Here is a 21,762-nt window from a genome sequence, read left to right on the forward strand (position 1 = left end):
AAGCGGCGGTGCGAGAAGGGGGAGAGGAGGGGAAGCGTCTGTAGGTTCCCGTTATTTCTGTCGTCCGCGGTCGGGGTGACCTGCGGCTTTGGACGGGTGTCTCGACATTTTGTCGGCGGTTTCGTCCCACCGTTCTGTCGAATTCCTAGGGGCCGGGAACCCGCGGGTGTGGAGTTCGTAGGCTGCGGCGCTGCGGCCCTCGGGGGTGAGCGAGTAGTAGGTGATGCGACGTCCAGGGCCGCGTCCGGGTGTTGCTCGACGCATCCAGCTGTCGTCGTCTTCGGGGCGGCTGGTCAGCCAGCCGGCTCGTCGGAGTCGTCGGAGCTGGTCTGAGACGGTTCCCTGCGGCAGGTCGGTCCGTGTGTGGACCTGCGCTCCGTAGAACTCCTCGTCGGCGTGGTCGAGGAGGTCGTGGAGAAGCGTGAGGGTTTCCCGGCGGATGTGAATGCGCTGGGCGGCGATGCCGTCGAAGGGCTTCAGGGGGCCGCGCTTGCGCCGGCGGCGGAATGCGGCTGTCGCGTCGGCGATCGTGCCCGCGTCGGGTGGGGGGAGCATCTGGGCGGGAGAGAGGGCATCGTGCATCAGTGTCTGGACGTCGGGCTGCTGAATGCTGCGCAGCAGTGACTTGCCGCGTGCGGTGAGGCGTTGGGGTGTGGTCTGGACGGAGCGGTGGTAGAGGCGGTGGCCGATGTCGTCTTCGAGGCGCTGGAACTGTGTGGTCAGGGCGGTCTGCATGGCTCCGAGGTAGTCGCCAGCGGTGGTGAGGTTGGGGAAGGCCATGGCGATGTGGAAGCGGTGCAGCCGAAGCCAGCCGTGAAGGGTGCCCTCGACTGCGGCGCGGATGTCGCGTGGGATGGACGTGGCGAGCTTCGCGACCATGACGGTCCGGCTGTGAACGCCCTGCGGTCGCAGGGGGATGCCGAGTTGCTGGAGTCGGCGACGGATCGTCTCGTCTTCGGTGCCGACCTGCTGAGCGATGGCGAAGGTGGAGCTGTGGTGGGTGAGGTATTGCTCGCGCAGCCAGGCTTCGTCGATGGGCAAGGGGCGGCGGGAGCGGTAGATGGTCAGCTCGACGGCTTCGGCCTGTTCGATCACGATGTGACAAGGGAGGTCGATCTCCTGGGCGATCTGGGTGAGGGTCTTCTCCTGCTGGGTGTATTCGCGGTTAAAGAACTCGGGTGTGAGCATGGCGCGGGCTCGTTCGCGCAGTCGCCAGGAGACCAGCGGCGAGGTGCGGCTGGTCCATTCCCGCGGCTCGGCGCCGAGGCGTTCGAGGGCGAAACGGACGTGAGTGATGGTCGTGCCCAGTTGCTGGGCGGCATCGCCGGGAGTGCGTCGCTCGGTGAACACGATGCGCTCAAGGGCGCCCAGGTCGACGTCGGCGAGTGGTCGGCCGGGCAGGGACAAGTCGGCGGCGCACTGGTCGGGCGGCTCCCAGGTGAGGGGTTCGACGATGTCCAGTTGGTCGAGGAGAGAGCGGGCGTGGGTGTGTAGGGCATGGCGTTGATCGAGGGTGAGGGTGAGTAGGAACGCGAGGTAACGGCTGCGGTCGCCGGCTGATTGCCAGGCCAGGGGGTGGGCGGGGTCGGCGAGGGCGGAGCCGGTCAGCAGCTGGTGGAGGTAGCGCTGGGCCTGGACGAAGCGGGGCGTCTGGGAGGTGCTGGCGGGAGATTCGCCGGGTTGTGTCCCGGTGTCGAAGCAGAGCTGTTTCCAGGCGTCCCAGGTGATGGGCTCCCCTGGGATGAGAGCCCGGCGTCGCTGGTAGTCGATGGCGCTGCCGTCGTCATCGAGGAAGTCGGCAAGACGGCTGAGCGCGGTGAGCACGTCTGGGTGCTTCTCGATGCTCCGTCGCAGGACCAGGCCCATGGTGTCGGACAAGTAGGGGTGGAGGCGGTCGGTGATCTCGCGGGTGCTCTGCTGAGGCTGGCCGGGCAAGAGCAGCAGTGCAGAGGCCATAGCCCGGAAGTAGTCTTCGTCCGTGCCTTCGTGCGGAATGAGCCGAACCGTCCAGGTGGACCAGAGCAGTTGGGGAAGGTGCCGGAGGCGGTTGGTCGAGACCTCGGAGTCGGCTGACGGATAGCCGGCCCGGTCTGTGGCGGAGCGCAGACGCAGCCGGTCCATCGGGCGCATCTCCGGGTCGGCAGCCTGAAAGAACCGTCGGTGGGCGCGGGCGGACAGCTGATGCCAGGGTTGGAAGTCCATTCCCCGGGGCGCGGGAGCCAGCGTAGCTTTGCCTTGTTGGCGCAGGTGACGGATGGCCGTGACGGCTTCGGAGTCTGTGCCGGCCAGGATCGGCTGAGCGATGTGGGCGAGGGCGCCGCGGACCGTGGCGGACAACGGCCGAAGGCGGGCCTTGTGGGACGGTGGCGGCTGACGGCTCCAGTCGTCGACCACCATGGCTCCCAGGCCGTGAAGGTCTGTGGTGCTGATCGAGCGCAGCAGCCAGGTGGTGCAGGCGTTCAAGTCGGAGAAGACCGCGTGGGCTTCGGCTCGGTCCCGCTGGGCCAGCAGACCATCGATCCAAGCTTGCGCCTCCAGCAGCCGATGCCCGGCCGGCAGCACGACCGCGGCCGCTGTGCTCAGGACGATGCCGCAGGTCGAGGTGTCCCTGCCTGTGTGCAGGCAGCTGCCGGGAGCATTGCGGTGCGTCCGCCGCGGCATCGCTCGCCGAGGCGCGGTGTGACAGCGCGGGCAGACGTCGTGCAGCAGCACCTGGTGAGTCGTGCAGGCGAATGTCCAGGGCAGCCACCAGTGCAGCAGCCAGCGGCCGTCGCGTTCGCTCAGGCACTGCGGGCAGAACCGGCAGCGGGGCTCGCGCTGCGGGCCCAGCGGGAATCCGCCGTCGAGCACCGCCGCATCGAGACGCCCTGCGGGCAGAGCGGCAACGTGCTCCAACTGCCGCAGAACGTGCGGTTCCAAACTGGTGACCAGCGAGCGGGTGGCGAGGAACGGGGGCAGGTGCAGGACCTTCAGCAGGGCCTGGATCGGCAGCCCGTTGCGGCGAGCGAGCGCCTCCAGCCAGCTGTCCAGGCCCTCCCCGGGCAGGGGAGCGACGCGCAAAGGCAGCACGCGTAGCGGTGTCATGACGCGGCCTCCGTCCCGGCGTTCTGTCGCCGGTGGGCGAGGGACGCGGCCAGCTGTTTGCGGGCCTGCTCGGAGGCTTCATCGAGGCGGACCTCGTCCAGCAGGTCGCGGGTGAGAGCCTCGCCGCCGGTGCGGATGGCGCGGTAGCAACCCCGCATCAGCAGCGTGAAGTACGACCCGATGTGCCCGCTGGTGCGTTCGAAGAGGTAGCCCTCCAGGCGTGTCAGCTGGCCGGGTCGGTGCTCGGCGAGGACGAGTTGCCGTTCGGTGGCCTTGAGCAGGCTCCGCCAGTGCCGGCGCCCCGTCTCGTCGGTGAGGCTGAAGGGCGCGACCCCCAGGCGGGTCCAGCGGCGGGCGGTCTGGGCCAGGACCACGTTCTTGCCCGACAGGCCGTCGGCGAAGAACCGGCGCTCGGCGAGGCCGACGCCGACATAGACGAAGGTGACGGGCAGCTCGTTGGCCAGCCACTTCAGGTGGTTGGAGACGGCGAGGCCGTCGCGGCGGTCGAGGTCGATGAAGTGGACGTCGTCGATGATGCCCAGCTGGGTCTCGCAGGACAGCACGCAGTCCAGTGCGTGGCTGGCCAGGGTGGCGGCGTTGGCCCGGTCGGTGGCGGGGTGGCCGTAGAACTCGCAGATCATCCGGTTCAAGGTCCGAAGGGTGGTGTTGGAGGTCAGCCCGACACGGAAGACGGGGATGCGTTCGTGCCCGGCGGTGGTGACCTGGCCCAGGCGGCGCATCTGCCCCCGGTCGAAGGTGCGGCCGAAGAGGTTGGCGATGGTGGTCTTGCCCAGCCCCGGCAGGGCGTCGATCACCGCGGCCGAGCGGATGCGGTCCCCGTCCTGCCGGTTGGATGCGACGATCTGGTCCAGCTCATCGTGGACAGCGGACAGCTGCGGGGTCGCGACGATGCCGAAGTTGGCGTGCCAGTCGTGCCGGGCGTCGTTGTAGTCCTCGGCCGCCTCCTGGCCCAGGGCCGATAGCTGGCGCAGAGTGAGCGTCTCGGGCCGGAGCCGCGGTGCCTCGTCGACGAAGCGTCGCCAGCCTTCCTTGCGGGAGAGACTGAACAGGTTCGGCTGCCTCATTCGATCACCTCGAAGGCATCCGCGTAGTAGTCCTCGCCGTCCGGCGAATCGAAGATCTCCTCTTCGTCGTCGCTGTCCCCGACCGGCGGATCAGGCACCACTGTCAGCTCGGGCGGCGAACTGGCCGTGGCCTGTTCGGGCAGGGTGGGCAAGGACAGCACGTTGCGCTCGGCCGACAACCGCACCGCCATGCGGCGCTCGCGCCGGCCGGTGACCATGCCCTGGTCCCAGCGAGCCAGCAGATCTCCCAGGGCCTCGGAGGCGTTGATGTGCCGGCCTTTCCGGGCAGCCAACCGCCGGGCGTAGGCGGCGGCTTCCGCGCTGAAGGCGGACTCCAGCCCTGGGGCGTGTTCCCACTGGAGGGCGTGCCAGGAGTTGTCGTCGGGGTCCTGGAAGTAGACGAAGCGGACATCGTCGGGGTTGACGTGGAACGGCCACCGGCCGGCGAACCGGCCGCCGTAGGGGCTCGTCGCCCCGCGCAAGCCGTCCAGCGCGGGCCCGTTGTAACGCAGCCCGTCAACGTCGACACCGTAGTGCTGGATCGTGCGCGGCTTGACCTGCAAGAACTCGAAGGCCAGCTCGGCAGTGGCGGGCATCCGCAGCCGTCCGGCCCGGTGCAGGCCGATGCGCAGCATCTCCAGCGGCGACAGCTGAAGCTTCGGCCACTGCGGGACGACCAGCCCTTCATGCCCGCGACGGTGGAAGACCTCACCGATCCATTCGCGGATGACCTCCTCGACCTCGTGGATGTAGAAGAACGCCTGATCCTCGATGCCCTCGCCGCGGCTGTGAACGTCCGGGCCCTTGTAGGCGGGCAGGTGCTGGATCAGCCCCTCGCGCAGCGTGCGGAAGAACCGCTCGACGGTCGGCTTGTCGGTCGGCTTCTTCGGCTGGGCCGGCTGGATCGACATGCCCAGCCGGGTGCAGACGCTGATCACGTGCGCGGACATAAACGCTCGCCCGTGATCGATGACCAGCGTCTCCGGCGGACACAGCCCCCTTCCCGGCACCAGGTCTTCCTCGGTGAACACCACCTGGTCCCACAGCCCGTGATAAGGAGCCAGCTCGGGACGGGCGGCATTCTCCATCGGCGGGCAGACCGCCTCGAACAGCACCCCGGCGACATCGACCGCCTTGGTCGAACACGCGGTCACCCGCAGGCCCACGATGCAACGGGAGAACAGGTCCTGGGCAACCGTGAGCTGGACCGGAACCCATCGGCAGGTGACCGGCTCCATGGCGAAGATGTCCAGATCCTGCGTGTCGAGCACCACGAACTCACCCGGTCGCGTCGCCCGCAGCCGCCCGTAGGTGCCGCGTGGGCGATCTGCGATGGAACGACGGGCCTTGGCGCTGCCGGAGACCGCGTTTGTGCCCTTGGTCAGCTCGGCCAGGCGACGGTAGGCCGTAGCGCGGGACGGCAACGGCACCCAGCAACCGAACTCTTCCTCCACCCGGTCCTCAACCCGGCGGAGAACCGCTGAGCGGGTCGGCGTCGAGGCGTTCACCGACTCGGCCAGCATCCGGCGCAGGGCTTCCTCCCAACGCGGATCCACCCGCGACCCGCGGCCCTTGAGGGCCCGGGTGTCCACCAACCCGGCCTCGCCGGCCTCGCGGTAGGCAGCCACCCACCTGTCGATGGTCCGGTGCGAAACCTCCAGTTCAGCGGCCTTGGCCGCCGTCCGGTCGCCAAGCGGCAGATCGGGATGGAACTGTGGGTGCGGCTCGTTGGCCCCAGCGCATTCCGGGTGGCCGGACCGATAGCCGGTCAGCACTTCCCTCACGTGCCGGGCCCGTTCCCGCAGCTTCGCGCGCTGGGCGGCAGACAGATTCGCCAGCAGGACGGACGCCTCCTGACATTCCGGCTCTGTCCCCTCGTCCAGGGACCGGGCGCCGGCGGCCAGCCGCCCGAGAGGCAACGTGCTGAACTCGCCCGTCCGCTCATTGCGCAGCGTGGCGACGAGCCCTTCGAGCTCGACCACCTCGACCACGTCGCCGCAGTAGAGCAGCTGAACTCCAGGGAAAACGGTCACTGCCCGGTCGCTCATGCCACCACCTCGAACGTCGTCGCCGAGCCCATCGGCCGGCGCAGGTCCGCGACCAGGGATCCTGACCAGATCAGGTGCAGCACCAGCGGACGCACCGCTTCCTGCGGCATCTCGTCGGCCAACGCTGCCTCGATGCCGCCAATGGTCGACTGCTCTCGGGCCGCGGCGACGACCGCGGGCATCCGGTCCGTCTCCAGCAGCTCAGGGCGCCGAAAGCCTGCGAGGAACCGCACGTTCTCCACCACGACGGGATCGCCGCCCGACCAGGTCTCATAGGCCCAGCCGCGGCGAGCGCACACATGGTGCGTCCATGCGAACTGTGCAGTCACTTTCGGGTCCTTCATGCGTGAGGGGGCTTTGACATCAACGACGGTCACCAGACCGTCGGCGTGGACAAGCAGCAGGTCAGGAACGTGCTGCCGTAGCCGGTCGCCATCGCGGCCGGCCAGATGGAAGGGCTGGGAGGCGATCTCCACCACCCCGGGGTCAAAGTCGGCCAGCAGAATGCGAGCCAGCTCCAGCAGGCTCTCGTAGGCCACCAGCCGACCAACCGTGGCGGCGTAGTACCAGCCCGAGTAATGACGACGGCCCTTGTACCAGCGGAAATCCCGCACCGGCAGACCGCCGGTCACCTCGGCGACGACGAGCCGGTCCAGGCCCGTCTCAACGAGCTGACCATCCGCCTGCCGATAGCGGGCGGAAACCGTCTCACCTTCTGTCGTGCCGTTCCTGCTTGAAGCGCGTGCCACGAAGACCCCCTGTGTAGGTGATACCGACACCGGGACAATGGCCTGCGGCCAGCGGTAACCTGCGGGAAAGGCACGGCAAACCAAGCGAAAGGCTGGTTCTCGAACCGAGGTGGCGTTCGTCGGTCACGTACAGCAGGCCCGTGGATCTGGGGCTCTGGGCGACAAGTTGATGACAAAACGCTGAGACAACGACATCTCCAATGAGAATCTACAGCGTCGGTCAGACGACTCGGCGGGCCGCGAGAATTCGCGATTTCCAGGACGCGAGGGTTGCGATGCGGACCACGTCACCGGTGTGCGGGGCGTTGATGATCAAGCCCTGGCCGATGAACATGCCTACGTGCTCAGGAACTTCGGCCGTACCTTCGGTGAAGACGAGATCACCCGGCTGGAGAGCATCGACGGATGCCGCCTTGCCCTCTTTGACCTGCGTGTACGTCGTTCGTGTCAGGCTGATCCCAGCAGCCCTGTATGACTGCTGCATCAGCGAGGAACAGTCGCAGCGCCCCATGGGGTCGGGCCCATGGGAGCTGGTGCAGCTCCCGCCCCACTGATACGGCGTGCCGAGCTGGCCGAGCGCCCAGCGGATCGCCGTGCGCACCTTCGGCGGAGCGCCGGCTGGAATCTTGTATCCGGCCGGCACCGCGCCGGCCGGAATGGTTCCGAAGTCGGTGCCGTCCCCACCACTCGTGCAGCCCCCCGCGGTACTCGGCGAAGGACTGCTGGTGCTGCCTGCGTCGGACGGCGAAGGGCTCGGCGTCCCACCGTCGGTTTTGGCCAGCAATGGCGCGATCGCCTTCTGCAAGGCGGTGGCCAGCGGCTCCCACTTGGCATACGCGTCGGGGAACCCGCTCGCCTGCACAGCCTGGGCGGCCTGGGTGACGGACAGAGACTGCCAGCCCGAGACCTTCTGCAGTGCCTCGTAGAACTTCGTCGCGGCGTGCACCGGATCGCGGACCTCGTCTGCGGTACCCCAGCCCTGCGACGGACGCTGCTGGAACAAACCCAGCGAATCTCGGTCCCCGTAGGTGAGGTTCCGCAGGCCGCTCTCCTGTAGTGCGGTCGCCAGGGCCACGATCTGCCCCCGAGTCGGGATGTTCATCGCGACACCGGTGGCCTGGATGGTCTTGGCGTTGGGCACCTGCTCGGCTGGCACATCCAACCCCGGCACGGAGACGGTCCCCTTGCCGCCGCCCAGGATCGCCTTCACCTGAGCGGCAACGGCTGAAGTGTCCACAGCCTGCGCATCGTTGGACGAACAGGAGGCCGAAGCAGTACCAGCAGCGAGAGCGAGGATCGGAACGGCCAACATCAGCGGACCGGCTGCGAAGAGCCCGACGACGGCTCCGGTGGTCTTCTTCATCGCCCCCGCCGTTCACCGAGGCTTCGGCGCGGCCCGGGCAACGGTGTTGGGCCAGGGCGCGGGGGTATGAGGGCATGCTGCATCGCAGCGGCTCCTTGGTAGTTCGTAGGAGGCGCGGCGCCGACTGCTCATGCAAAGCCGTCGGCACCGCGCCGATGTGAATCCGCCTTTCAAGGCGGGCCCGGGCCAGAGGAGTTGGTAGGTCCCGGACGCCGGCCTCGGGTCATGCGCGGCAGCCAGCCGCGCTCGTAATCTCAGCCAGTACACCGCGTCTCCTTACGGCCTCGGGAACGAGGGGGCAACCAGTCTTCCGCGCGGCTTCTTTGGACGAGGCAACACGGAAAAGCGCAGGTCAACGAGGGTGGGACTGCGCTCCTTCCCGCTGACAAGGCGAGACGGTAGACCGAGATTCCGGCCGCACCAAACGGCCCTCGACCCCGGGCCCGGAGCACGACACGGTTCGTTAGGTGCGGCCGGAAATCACGGTTAGCCTCCGGCACAACCCCGCTCGAAACGACCGCTGTTGAGCGCCGTCCGGAGCGGGCCCAGTCTCACCGCGCCCTGAAAGAGGCCCCGCACATGAGCTACACGCTGCACCGAGGCGACGCCCTGACCGTGCTGAAGAACCTCCCGGACGAGAGCGTCAACGCCGTCATCACCGACCCGCCGTACAACTCCGGCGGGCGCACCAGCTCGGACCGCACCAGCCGCACCGCGCGAGCCAAGTACGTCACCAGCAACAGTGCGCACGACCTGCAGAACTTCCCCGGAGAGAATCGCGATCAGAGGAGCTATCGAAGCTGGCTGACCGCCCTGCTCACCGAGGCGTACAGGGCCTCCACCGAGCACTCGGTCGCCATCGTCTTCTCGGACTGGCGCCAGGAACCGACCACGTCCGACGCCCTGCAGATGGCGGGCTGGACCTGGAGCGGCACGATCCCGTGGATCAAGCCCGCCAGCCGGCCTCGCAAGGGCGGGTTCAAGCAGTCGGCCGAGTTCATCACCTGGGGCGTCAAGGGCAGCCTGGCCAAGGACCGGGACCTGTACCTGCCCGGCCACTTCATCGCCTCCCAGCCGCGCAAGGACCGGGTGCACATCACCCAGAAGCCGGTCGAGATCATGCAGCAGCTCGTGCAGATCTGTCCTGAGGGCGGCACCGTCCTCGACCCCTTCACCGGCAGCGGCTCCACGGGGATCGCGGCCCTCCGCGAGGGACGTCGGTTCGTGGGTGTCGAATTGTCCTCGCACTACGCAGACGTGGCCGAGCAGCGGCTCCGCGCGGAGCTGACGCAGGACGACTTCGTCCTGGCCGGACCGGCAGAGTGATCATGAGAGCAGAGAGCCCAGGGCCAAAGGACCGCAGACGCCAAAGGGCGGCTGGGGCATCGAGAAACCGATGCCCCAGCCGCCCTTTCACTTGCGTCAGGCCGCCTCGAACGCTCGCCGGATCAACGGCGCCGCCTTCTCCAAGTCGGCCGCTGAGGCGAGACGCACCTCCAGATCGCCAGTCCCAAGATGCCCGATGCCGCGCATGTCCCGGGTGAAGCCCTCCTCCAGGGTGACGGTCCCTGGATCGAGTCTGAGGTACACCAGGATCGCCTCGTGCTTCGGGCGGAAGATCACCGATGCCACGTTCACCAGCCGCCGATAGGCGATGTAGTGGCGGAGGGGCGCCACCTCGATCTCGCCCCACGCAGTGAGAGCGTCGTCCAGCTCCGCGTACAGGTCCCGCAGGCAGTCCGGGACGAGGCTTGGCCCCGACGATGCGGGAACCACCGGAGCCGTCGGCGTGTTGTCGGCCACTGCGTCCCGCTCTCTGTTTCGCCGAGACGAAGGAGCGCGCGACGAACCGGGCGAGGAGTCCACGAGCAGCAGGCTCAGCAGGTCCCCCTCGAAGACGCGGTAGCGGACCAAGTCGATCCGCTCGGGCAGCCGCTGCACGGCCACGCGGTCGTGATGGGAGAAGCTGGCCGCGATGCAGACCATCCTTGGACGGCTCCAGTCGATGGACTCGGCTGCCTTCGGGCCCAACACCTTCCGGACGAGCGCTTCGACCTCGTGGTGTGCCGACTCCAACCACGACAGGTAGGAGACGGCCTGCGACAGCACGCCGCTGTCGGAGCCCTTCTTGTACTCGATCACCACTGGGCTGCCGTTCTCGTCCAGCCCCAGGGTGTCGATCCGGCCCCGGTGCCACGGACCGGTCGGGTACTCCGACGCCAGGAACCGGATGCCGAGCATCTGCTCCAAGCCGGCCTCGACTCGCCGCTGCAACTCCACCTCCAGCGCCACAGTCGAGCCGGGCAACTCGACGTCGTGCCCATCCGCGTCGCGCCGGAACAACATGAGCTCGGCCACCAGCGTTCCCCTCCCGTGATCTCTGCAAGATGACCAATCAACGGGGGCCCCTGGTTATTCCGCATGAAGGTAGTCAATACGGCACGCTGCGCCAGGAGTACGAGGACGAGTTGGGCTGGTCACTTCACGCTCCGAGGATCGCTGCCGGCTTCATCGGCACGCCGCCGCCTCGTCGTCGAACACGGTGAAGTCGACATCCAGGCGGGCGTCGTAGACGTCCGGAGGATGCCGAGTTCATGGATGGAGTGCTCGCTGAACCGTTCGATGTTCGGTGAGGCACGGCGAGACCTACGTGAGGGCGAGTAGGTCCAGGACTTGGCCCACAGTGAGCTTTTGCCGGGCAGGCTGAGGAGTATGTCGGAACCTGGTGCTTGCGGAGTCGGCCGTAGTGGGTGAGCCCGATGTGGCGTGTCGGTACCGGCTGGCGGGACGTTGGCCACGCTGGGCGCCCAGCTCCCCGTCAGCGTAATGATCCGCTTGGGTCGGCCGGAATTTCCCTCTAGCGTCGACGGCTGCGAGTCGGTGAGTGGGCGTCGAATCCGTCGGTGGAGCGCATTCCTCTATAAGGCTCGTGTTGATCATTGGGATTCTCAGGGAGCAGGTATGCAGCGCGACAGCGCCGAAGTTGGGGACGCCGGGAAAAACGAATGGACTGCTGACCCAGAAGCAAGTCGAAGGGGTGCTTGGATTGAGGTTTTTCTTCAAGACAGCCCGAGGATCGCTGAGGATGAGGCGCTACGCGTGCGCGGAATGCTTGCGAACATGATTCGTTGAGAGTGAGGCGTCCCCAGGAAACTGGGGACGCCTCACCTCTATGCTGCCAGCTCCACTGCGGTCTTCCAGTGAGGAGCCAGGCGCTCCTTCACAGCCTGGGGGCTGTTGAACTTGGAGCGGTGTGCTGGCGGTTGCACCACAATGCAGTGCAGATAGCGCTTGACGATGGCACGCCGCTGACGGAGGGTGCCCGACGTCCAGTTCTTGAGGAGTTCCTCCGGTGGCACCGTGGACACGGGTGTGCTTTCCGCCGCCTCAAGGGCTTCCCGGCGCATCGAGATTTTGCGGTTCAGGGCGGCCAGCATCGTGAAGTAGTCCTCTTCGGCCACGTCGATCTTCTGAAGCGCCCCCTCGGACCACCGGCGAATCAGGTCGCTCTTCCGCGAGAGTGCCTGGTCTAGTTGCGCCTGCAGATCCGCGACGTTGGCCGCGGATTGGTTCAGTTCGGTCTTTGCACAGTCCAGTTGTTTGTGGAGAAAGGCGGTCATGGCTTCCTCGACTGCCAGGTCGGCAGTTGGAGCAGAGATGGCGGTTCCTCCGCATCCGCCCCGGTCGGATGGTGGGCATTCGTAGTTGCGGATGATTTTTCCGGTCCTGCGTTGCTTGTAGCGGTGTCCGACGAGACCGCGGTGGCACTTGTTGCAGCGCAGGATTCCGGAGAGGAAGTACCTGACGACCGGCGTTGCACCCGACTCTCCCGGTTTGATGCCAGCCTTCTGTCGTCGGCGCTGCAGTTCGAACTGGACCTGGGACCAGATCTTGGGACTGATGATGGGTTCCCATGACCCCAGCAGCGGTCGCCCTTGTTCGTCGAACAGCACCAGGGTCCAACCATCCCCTGCTGTGACCGCGTTGACCCGGTGCCGACCTGCGTAGGAGACCATGCCTGCGTAGCGCGGGTTGCGGAGCATCTTGGCGACCATCGTGGAGGACCAGGTCTTCGCCGCAGGTGGCTGGACCCCCTCGGAGTTGAACGTCTTGGCTAGGCTGTACGCGGATTCGCCGGCCAGGAAGTCCTGGAAGATGCGGGTGACGAGGTCGGCCTCATCGGGAACCAACTGTCCCTTGTGCTCTCCCTTACGCACCCATCCATAGGCGATTCGCCCCTGGACCTGACCGTTCTGTGCCGCGGAGAGGTGCTGGCGGGCGACGCGGCGCGCGGTGTCCTCGGAGGACTTGAGCGCCATCACGCACATCATGCGGGCCATGTGGCGGTCGCTGTCGTTGATTAGGTTCATCCGACCGCCGGTGGCTCCGGTCACCGGACGCTTGACGTACTCGACGATGTCGATGAGGTCTTCGAGGTCCCGTGGCTGGCGGACGAGGCGGTCGAGGTCGTAGAGGATGACGCCGTCGATCACGCCCAGGGCGAGGTCGGCGAGGAGCTGACGGAACTCGGGCCGCAGGACGACCCAGTCGATGGTGCCGTCGGGCTTGGTGATCTTGCGCTTCTTGAACGCGGAGGTGTCGTTCTCCCGGTAGATCTTGGCGAACGGGCCCCAGCCGAGGCGGGTTCGGCTGTCTTCGGCGTCCTCGAGCTGGCGGTCGACGCCCGCCTCCAAGCCGAAGCGGTCGGAGGAGATGCGGAGGTAGGCGCCGGGTCGCTTCGGTAGGTACGACGCCAAGTGGTCGTAGAGGTTCAGGGTGACCTGTCCGCCGCGGGCGTGTGCGGGGACTTCGAAGTCCTCCCAGGCGGTGGTGAGGGTGGCGGCTGGCACGGTGTCGGCTCCTGGTGCTCGGTGACTCCGATACCGGGCACTTTCCGACGAACCCCACGGTTGGGCGATGCCGCGGATCCTCCGTAGAATCCGCGGCCGCACGGAGGGATACTGATCACCATGCGCGTTGACTTCGATCCTGCAGAGATGGCTCCGAACGAGTTCTACAAGCTGTTGACCGCCACGGTTGTGCCGCGGCCGATCGCTTGGGTGTCAACAATCGACCCGTATAGCGGCTGTGCGAATCTTGCCCCGCATTCCTTCTTCAGCATCGCCAGCGTGCGGCCGCCCGTGGTGCTGTTCAGTTCCGTGGGCCGCAAGGACACCTTGCGGAACATCGAGGCCACCGGCCAATTCGTGGTCAACTTCACGCCGGAGGAACTCTTCGAGCAGATCAACGACACGGCCACCGACTTTCCGCATGGGGTGAGCGAGTTCGAGGCCGCCGCGATCGAATCCGAGCCCAGCCTCCGGGTGAAGCCCTTGCGCGTTGCCGCCGCCCCGGTGGCCCTGGAGTGCGAACTGCACAGCACGGTGCGGATCGGCGACGGGACCGTGGTGTTCGGGCGGGTGCTGCACGCCGTGGTCTCGGACGGCGTTCTGGTCGAAGGGCACCCGGAGATCGACAAACTGCGCCCGCTGTCGCGGCTGGGGAAGAACGAATGGGGGACGGTCAGCGGCGTGCGCGACCTCGCCCGTATCCGGCACGAGGACTGGCAGGGGCCCGCGGCCGACCGCTAGCCGCAGCAGCACATTCACGGGTTGGTGGGAGCGGCCCCGATATCGCGGAAATACGCACGGGCGTTCCGCCGAGCGTTCCGCCCAGCGTTCCGCGCCAGTTCATTTCGGGGGTACTTCCCCGGCTTCGGAAACTCCGGGAACGTGGGTCGCGTGGGTGACCCGAGGCGGTCGAGGAATACTGCCGATTCAGGCCGCCGACGAAGGCAGTTGACGGTCGGCAGCCCGCGGTCGGCGACCGGTGATCGGTCTCCGGAAGCCGGCCAACGACAGGCGGACTCGGGAGCGAACGGTGGACGATCGGGCTTCTGGAACGACGGAACCAGCGGATGCTGCGGGCGCCGGAGGCCATCTCCGGGAGCGGGTCGCCGGCGCCGCGTTCAGCCGGCGGGCCGTGCTGCGCGGCGCGGCCGCCACGGCGGCGGTTGGCGCCGCATCGGTTACGGCAGCGGCATCTGCGTTGGCTCGGGAAGCGGGTTCGGCGGCATACGAGGACCGGCCCGCGTACGCCGCCACCCCGCACGACGAGAACCGGTCCCTGCGGGTGATGACGTTCAATCTCCGCTACGCGTCGGACACCCGCCCGAACTCCTGGGCCGAACGCCGACCCGTGATGCGGAAACTCCTACGCCGGGAAGCCCCGCACGTGATCGGAACCCAGGAGGGCCTGTACGGGCAGTTGCGCGACATCGCGGCGGATCTCGGACCGCATTACGGCTGGGTGGGCACCGGACGGGCCGGCGGAAGCAAGGACGAATTCGCCGCGGTCTTCTACGATGCGCGCCGTCTGGCCCCCGTGGAATACGACCACTTCTGGCTTTCGGACACGCCCTACGCGATCGGTTCCAGGACCTGGGGAAACACCGTCATTCGCATGGCCACCTGGGTGCGATTCCGGGATATCGAATACTCCCAGGATCACCTGGATCACCAGGATCACGAGGATCAGCGAGAATTCTTCCTCCTGAACACCCACCTTGACCATGCCGTGCAGTACGCACGGGAGCGCTCCGCCGAACTCATCAAGGAACGCCTGGCCGCACTGGATCCCGCCCTGCCGCGCGTGGTGACCGGTGACTTCAACGTCGCGGCGCACAAGAATCCCGTGTACGACGCCATGACCGGCGGCGGTCGGCTCGTCGACAGTTGGGACGCGGCCGACGGGCGCAGCGCGCAGTACGCGACCTTCCACGGATACCGGCCGCTGGTCCCGGACGGGGACCGCATCGACTGGATCCTGACCTCGCCGTCGGTACGGACCCGATACGCCTCGATCAACACGTACGCCGTGGACGGACAGTTCCCGAGCGATCACCTTCCGGTGCAGGCGTCGATCGCGTGGTGAGGCGGGCGGGGCCCGGACACGGAGGGGCGTCGGCGCGGGACTCCGGCGGTCTCATGCGATGCCCCCTACTGACGGTTGGCAGAGGCGGAGCCCCGTACCTGGAGTCCGCCGAGGAGGTCCTGGGTGGCCGCTGCGACGGCGTCGACGGCCTGCTCGAACACCTCGCGGTTGTGCGCGGCCGGGGCGCGGAATCCGGAGACCTTGCGAACGTACTGCAAGGCCGCGGCGCGGATGTCCTCCTCGCTGACCTCAGGGGTGGCGGGCGGACGGAGCGTTTTGATGCTGCGGCACATGCGTCCAGTCTGCATCCTCGGGAGCACGCGGGGGCGGATCAGCTGAGACCGGTGACGCGCATGGTGATGTTGAGGCGCCCGGCGGACATGCCCGTGGCGGGGTCCCCGGAGCCCGGGTAGACCCTGGGCACGCCGTGGTACACGAACCGCGACGGCCCCCCGAAGACGAACAGGTCGCCCGAGACCAGTTCGATGTCGGTGTACGGCTTGGTGCGGGTCTCCGTGTTGCCGAAGCGGAAGACGCAGGTGTCACCGATGCTGAGCGAGACGACCGGCGCACTGGAGCGCTCCTCCTTGTCCTGGTGCATGCCGAGCTTGGCCTCGCCGTCGTAGAAGTTGATCAGCGCGGTGTCCGGGGTGTACACATCTCCCGCAGCGGCGTCCTGATACGCGTCGACCAGCGCGCGCCGCCCCAACGCGACCATCCAGTCCGGGAATTCGGCGACCCGGGCACCGTTCACGTCGTCGGCGGTGCGCCGGTACGCGTACGGCTGCCAGTGCCAGCCGATGCACACCGTCTGGACGGACATCACACCACCGCGCGGAAGCCTGGTGTGCCGGATGGGGACCGGACCGCGCGCCCACTCCCGGCAGGCGGTGACCAGCTCTCGTTGTTCGGCGGGGGACAGCCAACCGGGGACGTGCACCGCCCCGGGCGCCAGCTCCCGACGGACCCGGCCCTCCGGACCCGCTGACGTCCCGGGGCCATGGGCGGGGCCGTGGCTCCTGCCCGGCCCGTCGGCCCCTTGGAGCGGCCCGACGTCCTCGAAGCCGGGAAGCGGGGTGCTCATGAGCTTGTGAACTGCCTTGATGCGGTGCGAGGAGAACTCCGACGGGCTCGGCCCCGAGGTGATGACCGCCGGTGACCGTCGTCGTTGCTGCCCTAGTTGTTGATGTTGCTGCGGTCGTTGTTCGCGCGCTGTCGCTGTTCCTGCTTCCAGCCTGCCATGGGGTGAATGAAGGAACGCCCCGGGGCGGTCGGCCGGCCGGCCCGACGGACGGAACCCGGTGAGTGGAAAGGGATGCGAGGCGGGTGGCGCCGGGGCGCGCAGCGTCCTGGCCGTGCTGTCAGGGGGAAGGGGACGGGGGCCGGTCCGCGTGATCTGTCCGGCGCCGGTCCGTGCTGGTGTCGGTCGCGGGGGAGGGGCGGTACCGATCGGAGTGCCTGCCTGGTCAGGTGCGGCCAGGTGTGGGGCGTGGAGGTTGCCGGGTGACCCAGCGATGGTCGATGAGCCAGGTGCCGCCGTCCGGTGTGGCGCCGCGCATACCGTGGAGGGTGTCCGGCCCGGCCAGCGCGACCAGCCGGGAGTCGCCGGCGGACGCGAACCCGTAGGTGCGGGACGGATCCCACGCGGTGCTGTGGCGGAGCCGACGGCTCATCTGGGCCCAGCCCAGCGGTGCGGCGGCGACCACCCAGGCGTCCGGTCCGCCGGCAGTGAAGCGGCGGGCCGCACGTAGCCAGGACGCGGCGCGCTCCGGCCAGTCGACCAGCGCGAGGACGGTCCCGCCGGCCGCCCGCCACGCCTCCGCGAACGCCGTCGCGGACGCGACGGACGCGTCGTCCCTGCTGTGGCCGATGGTGAGGGTGGCGGGGGCGGTACGACGGCGGCGACGTGCGCGGTCGCCGTCGCCCGGAGTGGGCGGAGCGGCCAAGAGAGCCAGCAGCATGGCCAGTTCGACGTCGGTGTGCGGGGCGGGCGTGGCGAACGGCCCGTACGCGTCCGTCTCGTACTGAGGGATGCGCGGGGAGGGCGCAAGGCGGGCGGAGGCGGTGGGGGCGTCGCCGAGGGAGGTCGGCCGGGGGCTGCGCACGGCGGTCAGACGAGCGTCGGCTGAAGGGCGCCTTCGTGGGTCAGCAGCGCGATCTTGCGTTCCACACCGCCCGCGTACCCACGCATGGTGCCGTCCGCACCGATCACTCGATGGCACGGGCGCACGAGCAGCAGCGGGTTCGCTCCGACGGCGGCTCCCAGGGCCCGCACCTCACCGCGCGGGATGCTGAGCACCTCGGCCAGCCGCCCGTACGTGGTGGTCGTGCCGTACGGGATGCCGTCCATAGCGAGCCAGATGCGCTCTTGCAATTCCGTGCCCGTGGTCTGGAACTCCAGGTCGAAGCGGGTCAGCCGGCCGGCGAAGTAGGCCCGGAGCTGCCGAATCGCCTCGGTGAACGGGCGGACGTCGCGACGCCAGTGGGTCTCGACGGTGGGCGCGTTGCGTTGCCCGGGTAGGGAGAGCGAGGTGAGGGCGACCCCGCCGGGTACCGTGCGCGACTCCACACCCACGAGCAGCAGCTCGCCGAGCGGACTGTCGACGGTGGTGAAGTACGTGACGGAGGCAGCGTTCGGGGCAGGGGCAGGGGCAGGGGCAGGGGCAGGGGCAGGGGAGACGGGGGCGATGGGCGGGGGCGTGGAATGGGTGCGGGGGGTCATGGCGCGTCCTTGGGCGTGACGATTCCTGGGATTCTTCTACCTGCGGTTTCTTCGAGTCTGCCGGGTCGAGAACGCAGTTTCTGGCGGGAATCGGACGCGGAGGTTCCTGCCGGGGGAGCGGCGGAGCGGTGCGCGAGGAAGGGCTCGGGGGGACGGCCGGCGTCGTGCTTCGTGAGCTGTTGAACGGCGAGCCGCCGGGTGGGGGAGGCGGACGCTCGACGCGGCAGAAGATCGGAATTCCGGGCGGCCCTCGGGGTGGCCCCGGCGGCCCGTTCAAGACGGGGCGCCAGGGCCGGCGCGCACGTGCTCTCGTCCGTGCGTGGGTGTTCGGCTAGGCGGCCTCGACGACCTCCGTGACCTCGGCGCGCACCGCCACCGTCCAGATCTCCAGCAGCACCGCATACTCCGCCATGTCCTGAGCCGTCCAGGCCAGACCGTGCCGGGCGCGCACGAAGCGCCGGATCGAGTCGTTGGCCTCGGAAGCAGGAACGGGCGTCACCGTATGGGCAGAAGGAGTTGGGGACATGTGAGACATGCTAGGGGCAGCCACTGACAGAGCATCCCCACGTGCTTCAGTCATAGAGCCCCCGAGCGCTCTCCACCGATCGACCTGACTCCACCTCAACTCGCTGACCAGCAAAGACCGTCAGCACCTCGCCCTCCCCTCCCTGCCTGCATGTGTCCATTCCCACACGCTCCGCGTTCGCCCCCACCCTGTCCGCCCGCCCCCGAACCGTCAACAGGGCGTCATACGAACCGGCCTTCGAAGCCGTCGGCCTGATCTGCGGTGAGTCGACGATGTGGGCCGGTGAATCGCGGCTCGACTGCGCCGCACGGCGGGGGGACGGGCGTGTGCTGTGGCCGGTATTCGGTCCGCAGCTGCCGCCGGCCTCCCCTGGGGCCCCGCCCCCGCCCCCGCCCCGCCTCGTGTTCCTGTCTCCCTTCTGGTCCATGACGACTCATTCCTGGCCGAACTCACGCTGGATTGCGCCTCCGAGCCGAGCCGAACCGAACCGGGGCGACCTTCGTGGCTCGCGCCGACGCTGCAGCGCACCCGCAGGCCGGTGCGGTGCACCAAGAATCCTGATGGACGGCCTTGAGCGAGACCGGTCCTTGGATGAATCGATGGCGGTGGAGAATCCCTCCGGCTCTCCGGCTCTCCGGCCCTCCGACCGGCCGCCGGCCGGTCCGTCGACCTGCCGATCCGTCGGTGGTGCACCGTCGTTGAAGGGTTTTCGCCTGATCGGGTGGTGTTTTCCGTGTCGGGCCGGGACCTGCTGGTGCTGCGGTCCGCGGAGACGGGTGTGGGGGAGGGGAGCCGCGGGGCTGGCCGGGGCGGTTGGTGGTGTGTGTGCGAGCTCCTTCGTCGTGTGGCTGGTGGAGGTTGGCTCGGAGTGGCGTTGTCAGTGGTCGCCCGTACGGTAGTGCCCGTATCTATCCGAGCTGCTGGCGCTTCTCGGACCCGCCCCGCTCCCGTGGCCAAGGCCACGGGAGCGGGGCTTTTTCCGCCCTCCCTTCCGTGGAGGTTCTTCCGTTCAGTTGCTGCTGGGGGATGCCAGGCGCCGGGTGTCGGTGCCGAAGGCCAGGTGGGTGGACCTGGTGGCGAGGAGCCAGGTGTCGTCGATCTTGCGGAACGTGTCCTCGTAATGGCCCACGTTGGTGGGGTGTTGCGGCGGGACCATGCCTGCGCTGAAGCCGTCGATGCGGTAGGTGGTGAGGTAGGACGTGGCGGTTGCCGTCGTGGGGGAGGTGACGGTCACCAGGATGTTCGTCATCAGGCGGCGTGACAGGCGATCGGGCGGCCGGGTTCCGAAGTACGCGCTCAGGGCTGCGCGGCCTGCGATGCGACGGTTGCCGTGCGGCCATTCCCAGATGCCGTCGGGCGTGAAGAGCTCGGCCACGGAACCGGGGTTTCCGAGGTCGAGACGGTGGACGAAGTCGGTGATCAGCCGCTCGCAGGCGCGCTCGGCGAGTAGTCGTTCCAAGGGGGTGATTGCTGCATCGGTCATGGGCGGTCCTGGGATGCGACAGTGGGGAGTGGGGAGTGGGGTCGTGCGCTCGGGGTGAGGGCGGATCTACCGGGTCGGGTGCTGTGGAGAGGTGAGGACCTGGTCGTTCGGCGCGGATGCCGTGAGGGAGCGCTTGGAGGCGGCGCCTGGGGCGGTGCTCTTGGCGGTGCCGCAGGCGGCCTGGGCTATGTAGTCGTTCATGGCGGTGTCGATCGGGCTGGTGACGGGCTGGTTGTTGGCGTCGAGCTTCTGGTAGCGGGTGAGGTTGAAGCCGAGCGAGACCTGGCGGCGGCCGTCCGGGCTGGAGAGGGACCAGGTCATCGCACCGAGCACCAGTCCGTTGTGGCCCCAGAAGTCTCCGCAGGCGGAGGTCGTTTGCAGGAGGCCGAGGCCGTAACGCATGAAGGAGCCCTCGATCGGCACCGTCGTCTTCATCTGGCGCAGCTCTGCCGGGGCGAGCAACTCGCCACCGAGCAGGGCGCGGTAGAAGCGATTGAGGTCGGGCATGGTCGATATGAGGGAGCCGGCCGTGGCGGCCCAGGACATGTTGTAGACGCTGAAGTCGCGTGGCGGGTTGAAACCGCCGTAGGCAGCCTCGTACATCTTCGCGTGCGGGCCGGAGAGGGTGGCCGACTGCGGGAAATAGGTGTGCCGTAGGCCGGCTTTGTGGATGACGTGGCGGGTGACGTACGACTCCGGGGATTGGCCGGTGGCCTTTTGCAGCAGCAGGCCGGCCAGGACGTAATTGGTGTTGGAGTAGTGGAAGCCCTGGCCGGGCGTGCCGAACGGGGGTGCCGCGATTCCCAGGCGGGCCAGCTTCTCCGGGGCGAACTGGCGGTAGCGGTTGCCCTCGAAGCTGTCCGCGGTGTTGAAGACCGCTCCGGAGTATTCGCCGATGCCGCTGGTGTGGTTGAGCAACATGCGGACGGTGATCGTCTGGCCGCGCTCACCCGTCACGAGGTCGGGGAGGTAGCGGCCGATCGGGGCGTCGAGGTCGATGCGCCCCTTGCCGACCTCCTGGAGCACGGCGACCGCGGTGAAGGTCTTGGTGATGCTGCCTATGCGGTGCTCCATCTGCGCTGACGTGGGCCGCCCGGTGTCGACGTCGGCGACGCCGACCGCTCCTCGCCAGGTGTCGGAACCGTCCCGGACCGCGGAGTAGGCGCCGTACATGCCGGCGTCGTGGAACGCCTGGAGGGACTTCTTGAGGGCCTCGTCGTCGAGGACCGGACTGCGGTGGGGCTGTCGTGACGTCGCGGCCAGGTCCGGTGTGTCCGTGGCCGCCGTCCGCAGTGGGGCGGGGGAGGTGAGGGTGGTGGCGGAGGCGGCGGTGGGGATGCTCAGGAGGGAGAGGGATAAGGCGGCGGCAGCGGCGGTGCGGGCCAGCCGCGGGTGGCGGCGCGGGGAGTGGGCAATCGACATGGTGGCTCCGTGAGTTCGTGCGCTGGCGGGCGGGTGCGGGTGCGGGTCGGGGGCGAGGTCGTTCATTGGTGTTTCACTGCTTCGGGGTTTTTGCCGTGCTTTGATTCTGGCGTTCGGCGCGTCGCCAGACATCAACCCACGGGTTTACCTTGATCCCGATTTTTCTGGTGGGAGTAGGAGTGTGGTGTGACGTCCCGCGCCTCCACCCCAGGATCCGTTGAGGCTTCAATGTTCTGGTGGTGAGGCGTGGCGCGCGGGCGTGGGCGAGGATGGAAGGGCCGGGGCGATGCGGCGCGCGCAGCGGCCGCGGGGCGGCGCCTCGGGTGGCAGTACCCGCAGAGCAGTAT

Annotated in this window: 17 protein-coding genes; 3 read left to right on the forward strand and 14 right to left on the reverse strand. The window is 68.3% G+C overall.

What is annotated here, in order from left to right:
- Positions 1-51: 51 nt before the first annotated feature.
- The 5 genes from ACJ6WD_RS14305 to ACJ6WD_RS14325 form a co-directional block, all read right to left on the reverse strand.
- On the reverse strand, positions 52-3,084 hold the full coding sequence (locus ACJ6WD_RS14305; protein WP_407615887.1) for a TniQ family protein: 3,033 nt from the start codon (positions 3,082-3,084) through the stop codon (positions 52-54).
- A complete protein-coding gene (locus ACJ6WD_RS14310; RefSeq protein WP_407615888.1) occupies positions 3,081-4,169 on the reverse strand; it encodes an ATP-binding protein in 1,089 nt (362 codons plus the stop codon). Before ACJ6WD_RS14310 ends, ACJ6WD_RS14305 begins: the two co-directional genes overlap by 4 nt.
- Complete coding sequence (locus tag ACJ6WD_RS14315) at positions 4,166-6,217, reverse strand: hypothetical protein (protein ID WP_407615889.1); 2,052 nt, start codon at positions 6,215-6,217, stop codon at positions 4,166-4,168. Before ACJ6WD_RS14315 ends, ACJ6WD_RS14310 begins: the two co-directional genes overlap by 4 nt.
- Entirely contained in the window at positions 6,214-6,966 is a 753-nt protein-coding gene (locus ACJ6WD_RS14320; RefSeq protein WP_407615890.1) for a TnsA-like heteromeric transposase endonuclease subunit, read from the reverse strand. Before ACJ6WD_RS14320 ends, ACJ6WD_RS14315 begins: the two co-directional genes overlap by 4 nt.
- A 220-nt stretch (positions 6,967-7,186) precedes the next feature.
- Positions 7,187-8,329 (reverse strand): C40 family peptidase, encoded by a 1,143-nt coding sequence (locus ACJ6WD_RS14325; RefSeq protein WP_376558394.1) that lies wholly within the window; start codon positions 8,327-8,329, stop codon positions 7,187-7,189.
- A 579-nt stretch (positions 8,330-8,908) separates the two neighbouring features.
- Here ACJ6WD_RS14325 and ACJ6WD_RS14330 point away from each other — a divergent pair.
- Positions 8,909-9,655, forward strand: a complete 747-nt coding sequence (locus tag ACJ6WD_RS14330; RefSeq protein ID WP_376558392.1) for a DNA-methyltransferase — start codon at positions 8,909-8,911, stop codon at positions 9,653-9,655.
- A 96-nt stretch (positions 9,656-9,751) separates the two neighbouring features.
- Here ACJ6WD_RS14330 and ACJ6WD_RS14335 read toward each other — a convergent pair whose 3' ends face one another.
- On the reverse strand, positions 9,752-10,687 hold the full coding sequence (locus ACJ6WD_RS14335) for a DUF5655 domain-containing protein (RefSeq protein WP_407615891.1): 936 nt from the start codon (positions 10,685-10,687) through the stop codon (positions 9,752-9,754).
- Positions 10,688-11,499: 812 nt separating this feature from the next.
- Positions 11,500-13,179 carry a recombinase family protein gene (locus tag ACJ6WD_RS14340; RefSeq protein WP_407615892.1) on the reverse strand — a complete coding sequence of 560 codons (1,680 nt, stop codon included), beginning with the start codon at positions 13,177-13,179 and terminating at the stop codon, positions 11,500-11,502.
- Positions 13,180-13,299: 120 nt separating this feature from the next.
- Between ACJ6WD_RS14340 and ACJ6WD_RS14345 the strand changes: the two genes are divergently transcribed.
- A complete protein-coding gene (locus tag ACJ6WD_RS14345; RefSeq protein ID WP_376559082.1) occupies positions 13,300-13,920 on the forward strand; it encodes a flavin reductase family protein in 621 nt (206 codons plus the stop codon).
- Positions 13,921-14,311: 391 nt separating this feature from the next.
- Complete coding sequence (locus tag ACJ6WD_RS14350) at positions 14,312-15,262, forward strand: endonuclease/exonuclease/phosphatase family protein (protein WP_407615991.1); 951 nt, start codon at positions 14,312-14,314, stop codon at positions 15,260-15,262.
- 65 nt (positions 15,263-15,327) lie between these two features.
- Here the strand turns inward: ACJ6WD_RS14350 and ACJ6WD_RS14355 are convergent, their stop codons facing one another.
- The 7 genes from ACJ6WD_RS14355 to ACJ6WD_RS14385 form a co-directional block, all read right to left on the reverse strand.
- On the reverse strand, positions 15,328-15,555 hold the full coding sequence (locus ACJ6WD_RS14355; protein WP_331246085.1) for a DUF2277 domain-containing protein: 228 nt from the start codon (positions 15,553-15,555) through the stop codon (positions 15,328-15,330).
- A gap of 38 nt (positions 15,556-15,593) precedes the next feature.
- Positions 15,594-16,346 (reverse strand): alpha-ketoglutarate-dependent dioxygenase AlkB, encoded by a 753-nt coding sequence (locus tag ACJ6WD_RS14360; protein ID WP_331246086.1) that lies wholly within the window; start codon positions 16,344-16,346, stop codon positions 15,594-15,596.
- A gap of 382 nt (positions 16,347-16,728) precedes the next feature.
- Complete coding sequence (locus ACJ6WD_RS14365; RefSeq protein WP_331246087.1) at positions 16,729-17,367, reverse strand: hypothetical protein; 639 nt, start codon at positions 17,365-17,367, stop codon at positions 16,729-16,731.
- Between the two features lie 5 nt (positions 17,368-17,372).
- Positions 17,373-17,984 carry a methylated-DNA--[protein]-cysteine S-methyltransferase gene (locus ACJ6WD_RS14370; RefSeq protein ID WP_407615893.1) on the reverse strand — a complete coding sequence of 204 codons (612 nt, stop codon included), beginning with the start codon at positions 17,982-17,984 and terminating at the stop codon, positions 17,373-17,375.
- A 331-nt stretch (positions 17,985-18,315) separates the two neighbouring features.
- Positions 18,316-18,510: a hypothetical protein gene (locus tag ACJ6WD_RS14375; protein ID WP_100606552.1), complete on the reverse strand. Its 195-nt coding sequence runs from the start codon at positions 18,508-18,510 to the stop codon at positions 18,316-18,318.
- A gap of 1,009 nt (positions 18,511-19,519) precedes the next feature.
- A complete protein-coding gene (locus tag ACJ6WD_RS14380) occupies positions 19,520-19,993 on the reverse strand; it encodes a nuclear transport factor 2 family protein (RefSeq protein ID WP_407615894.1) in 474 nt (157 codons plus the stop codon).
- Between the two features lie 66 nt (positions 19,994-20,059).
- A complete protein-coding gene (locus ACJ6WD_RS14385; protein ID WP_407615895.1) occupies positions 20,060-21,415 on the reverse strand; it encodes a serine hydrolase domain-containing protein in 1,356 nt (451 codons plus the stop codon).
- Between the last annotated feature and the right edge of the window lie 347 nt (positions 21,416-21,762).

The sequence above is a fragment of the Streptomyces sp. VTCC 41912 genome (genome assembly GCF_045799175.1).
Taxonomy (GTDB): Bacteria; Actinomycetota; Actinomycetes; order Streptomycetales; family Streptomycetaceae; genus Streptomyces; species Streptomyces albulus_C.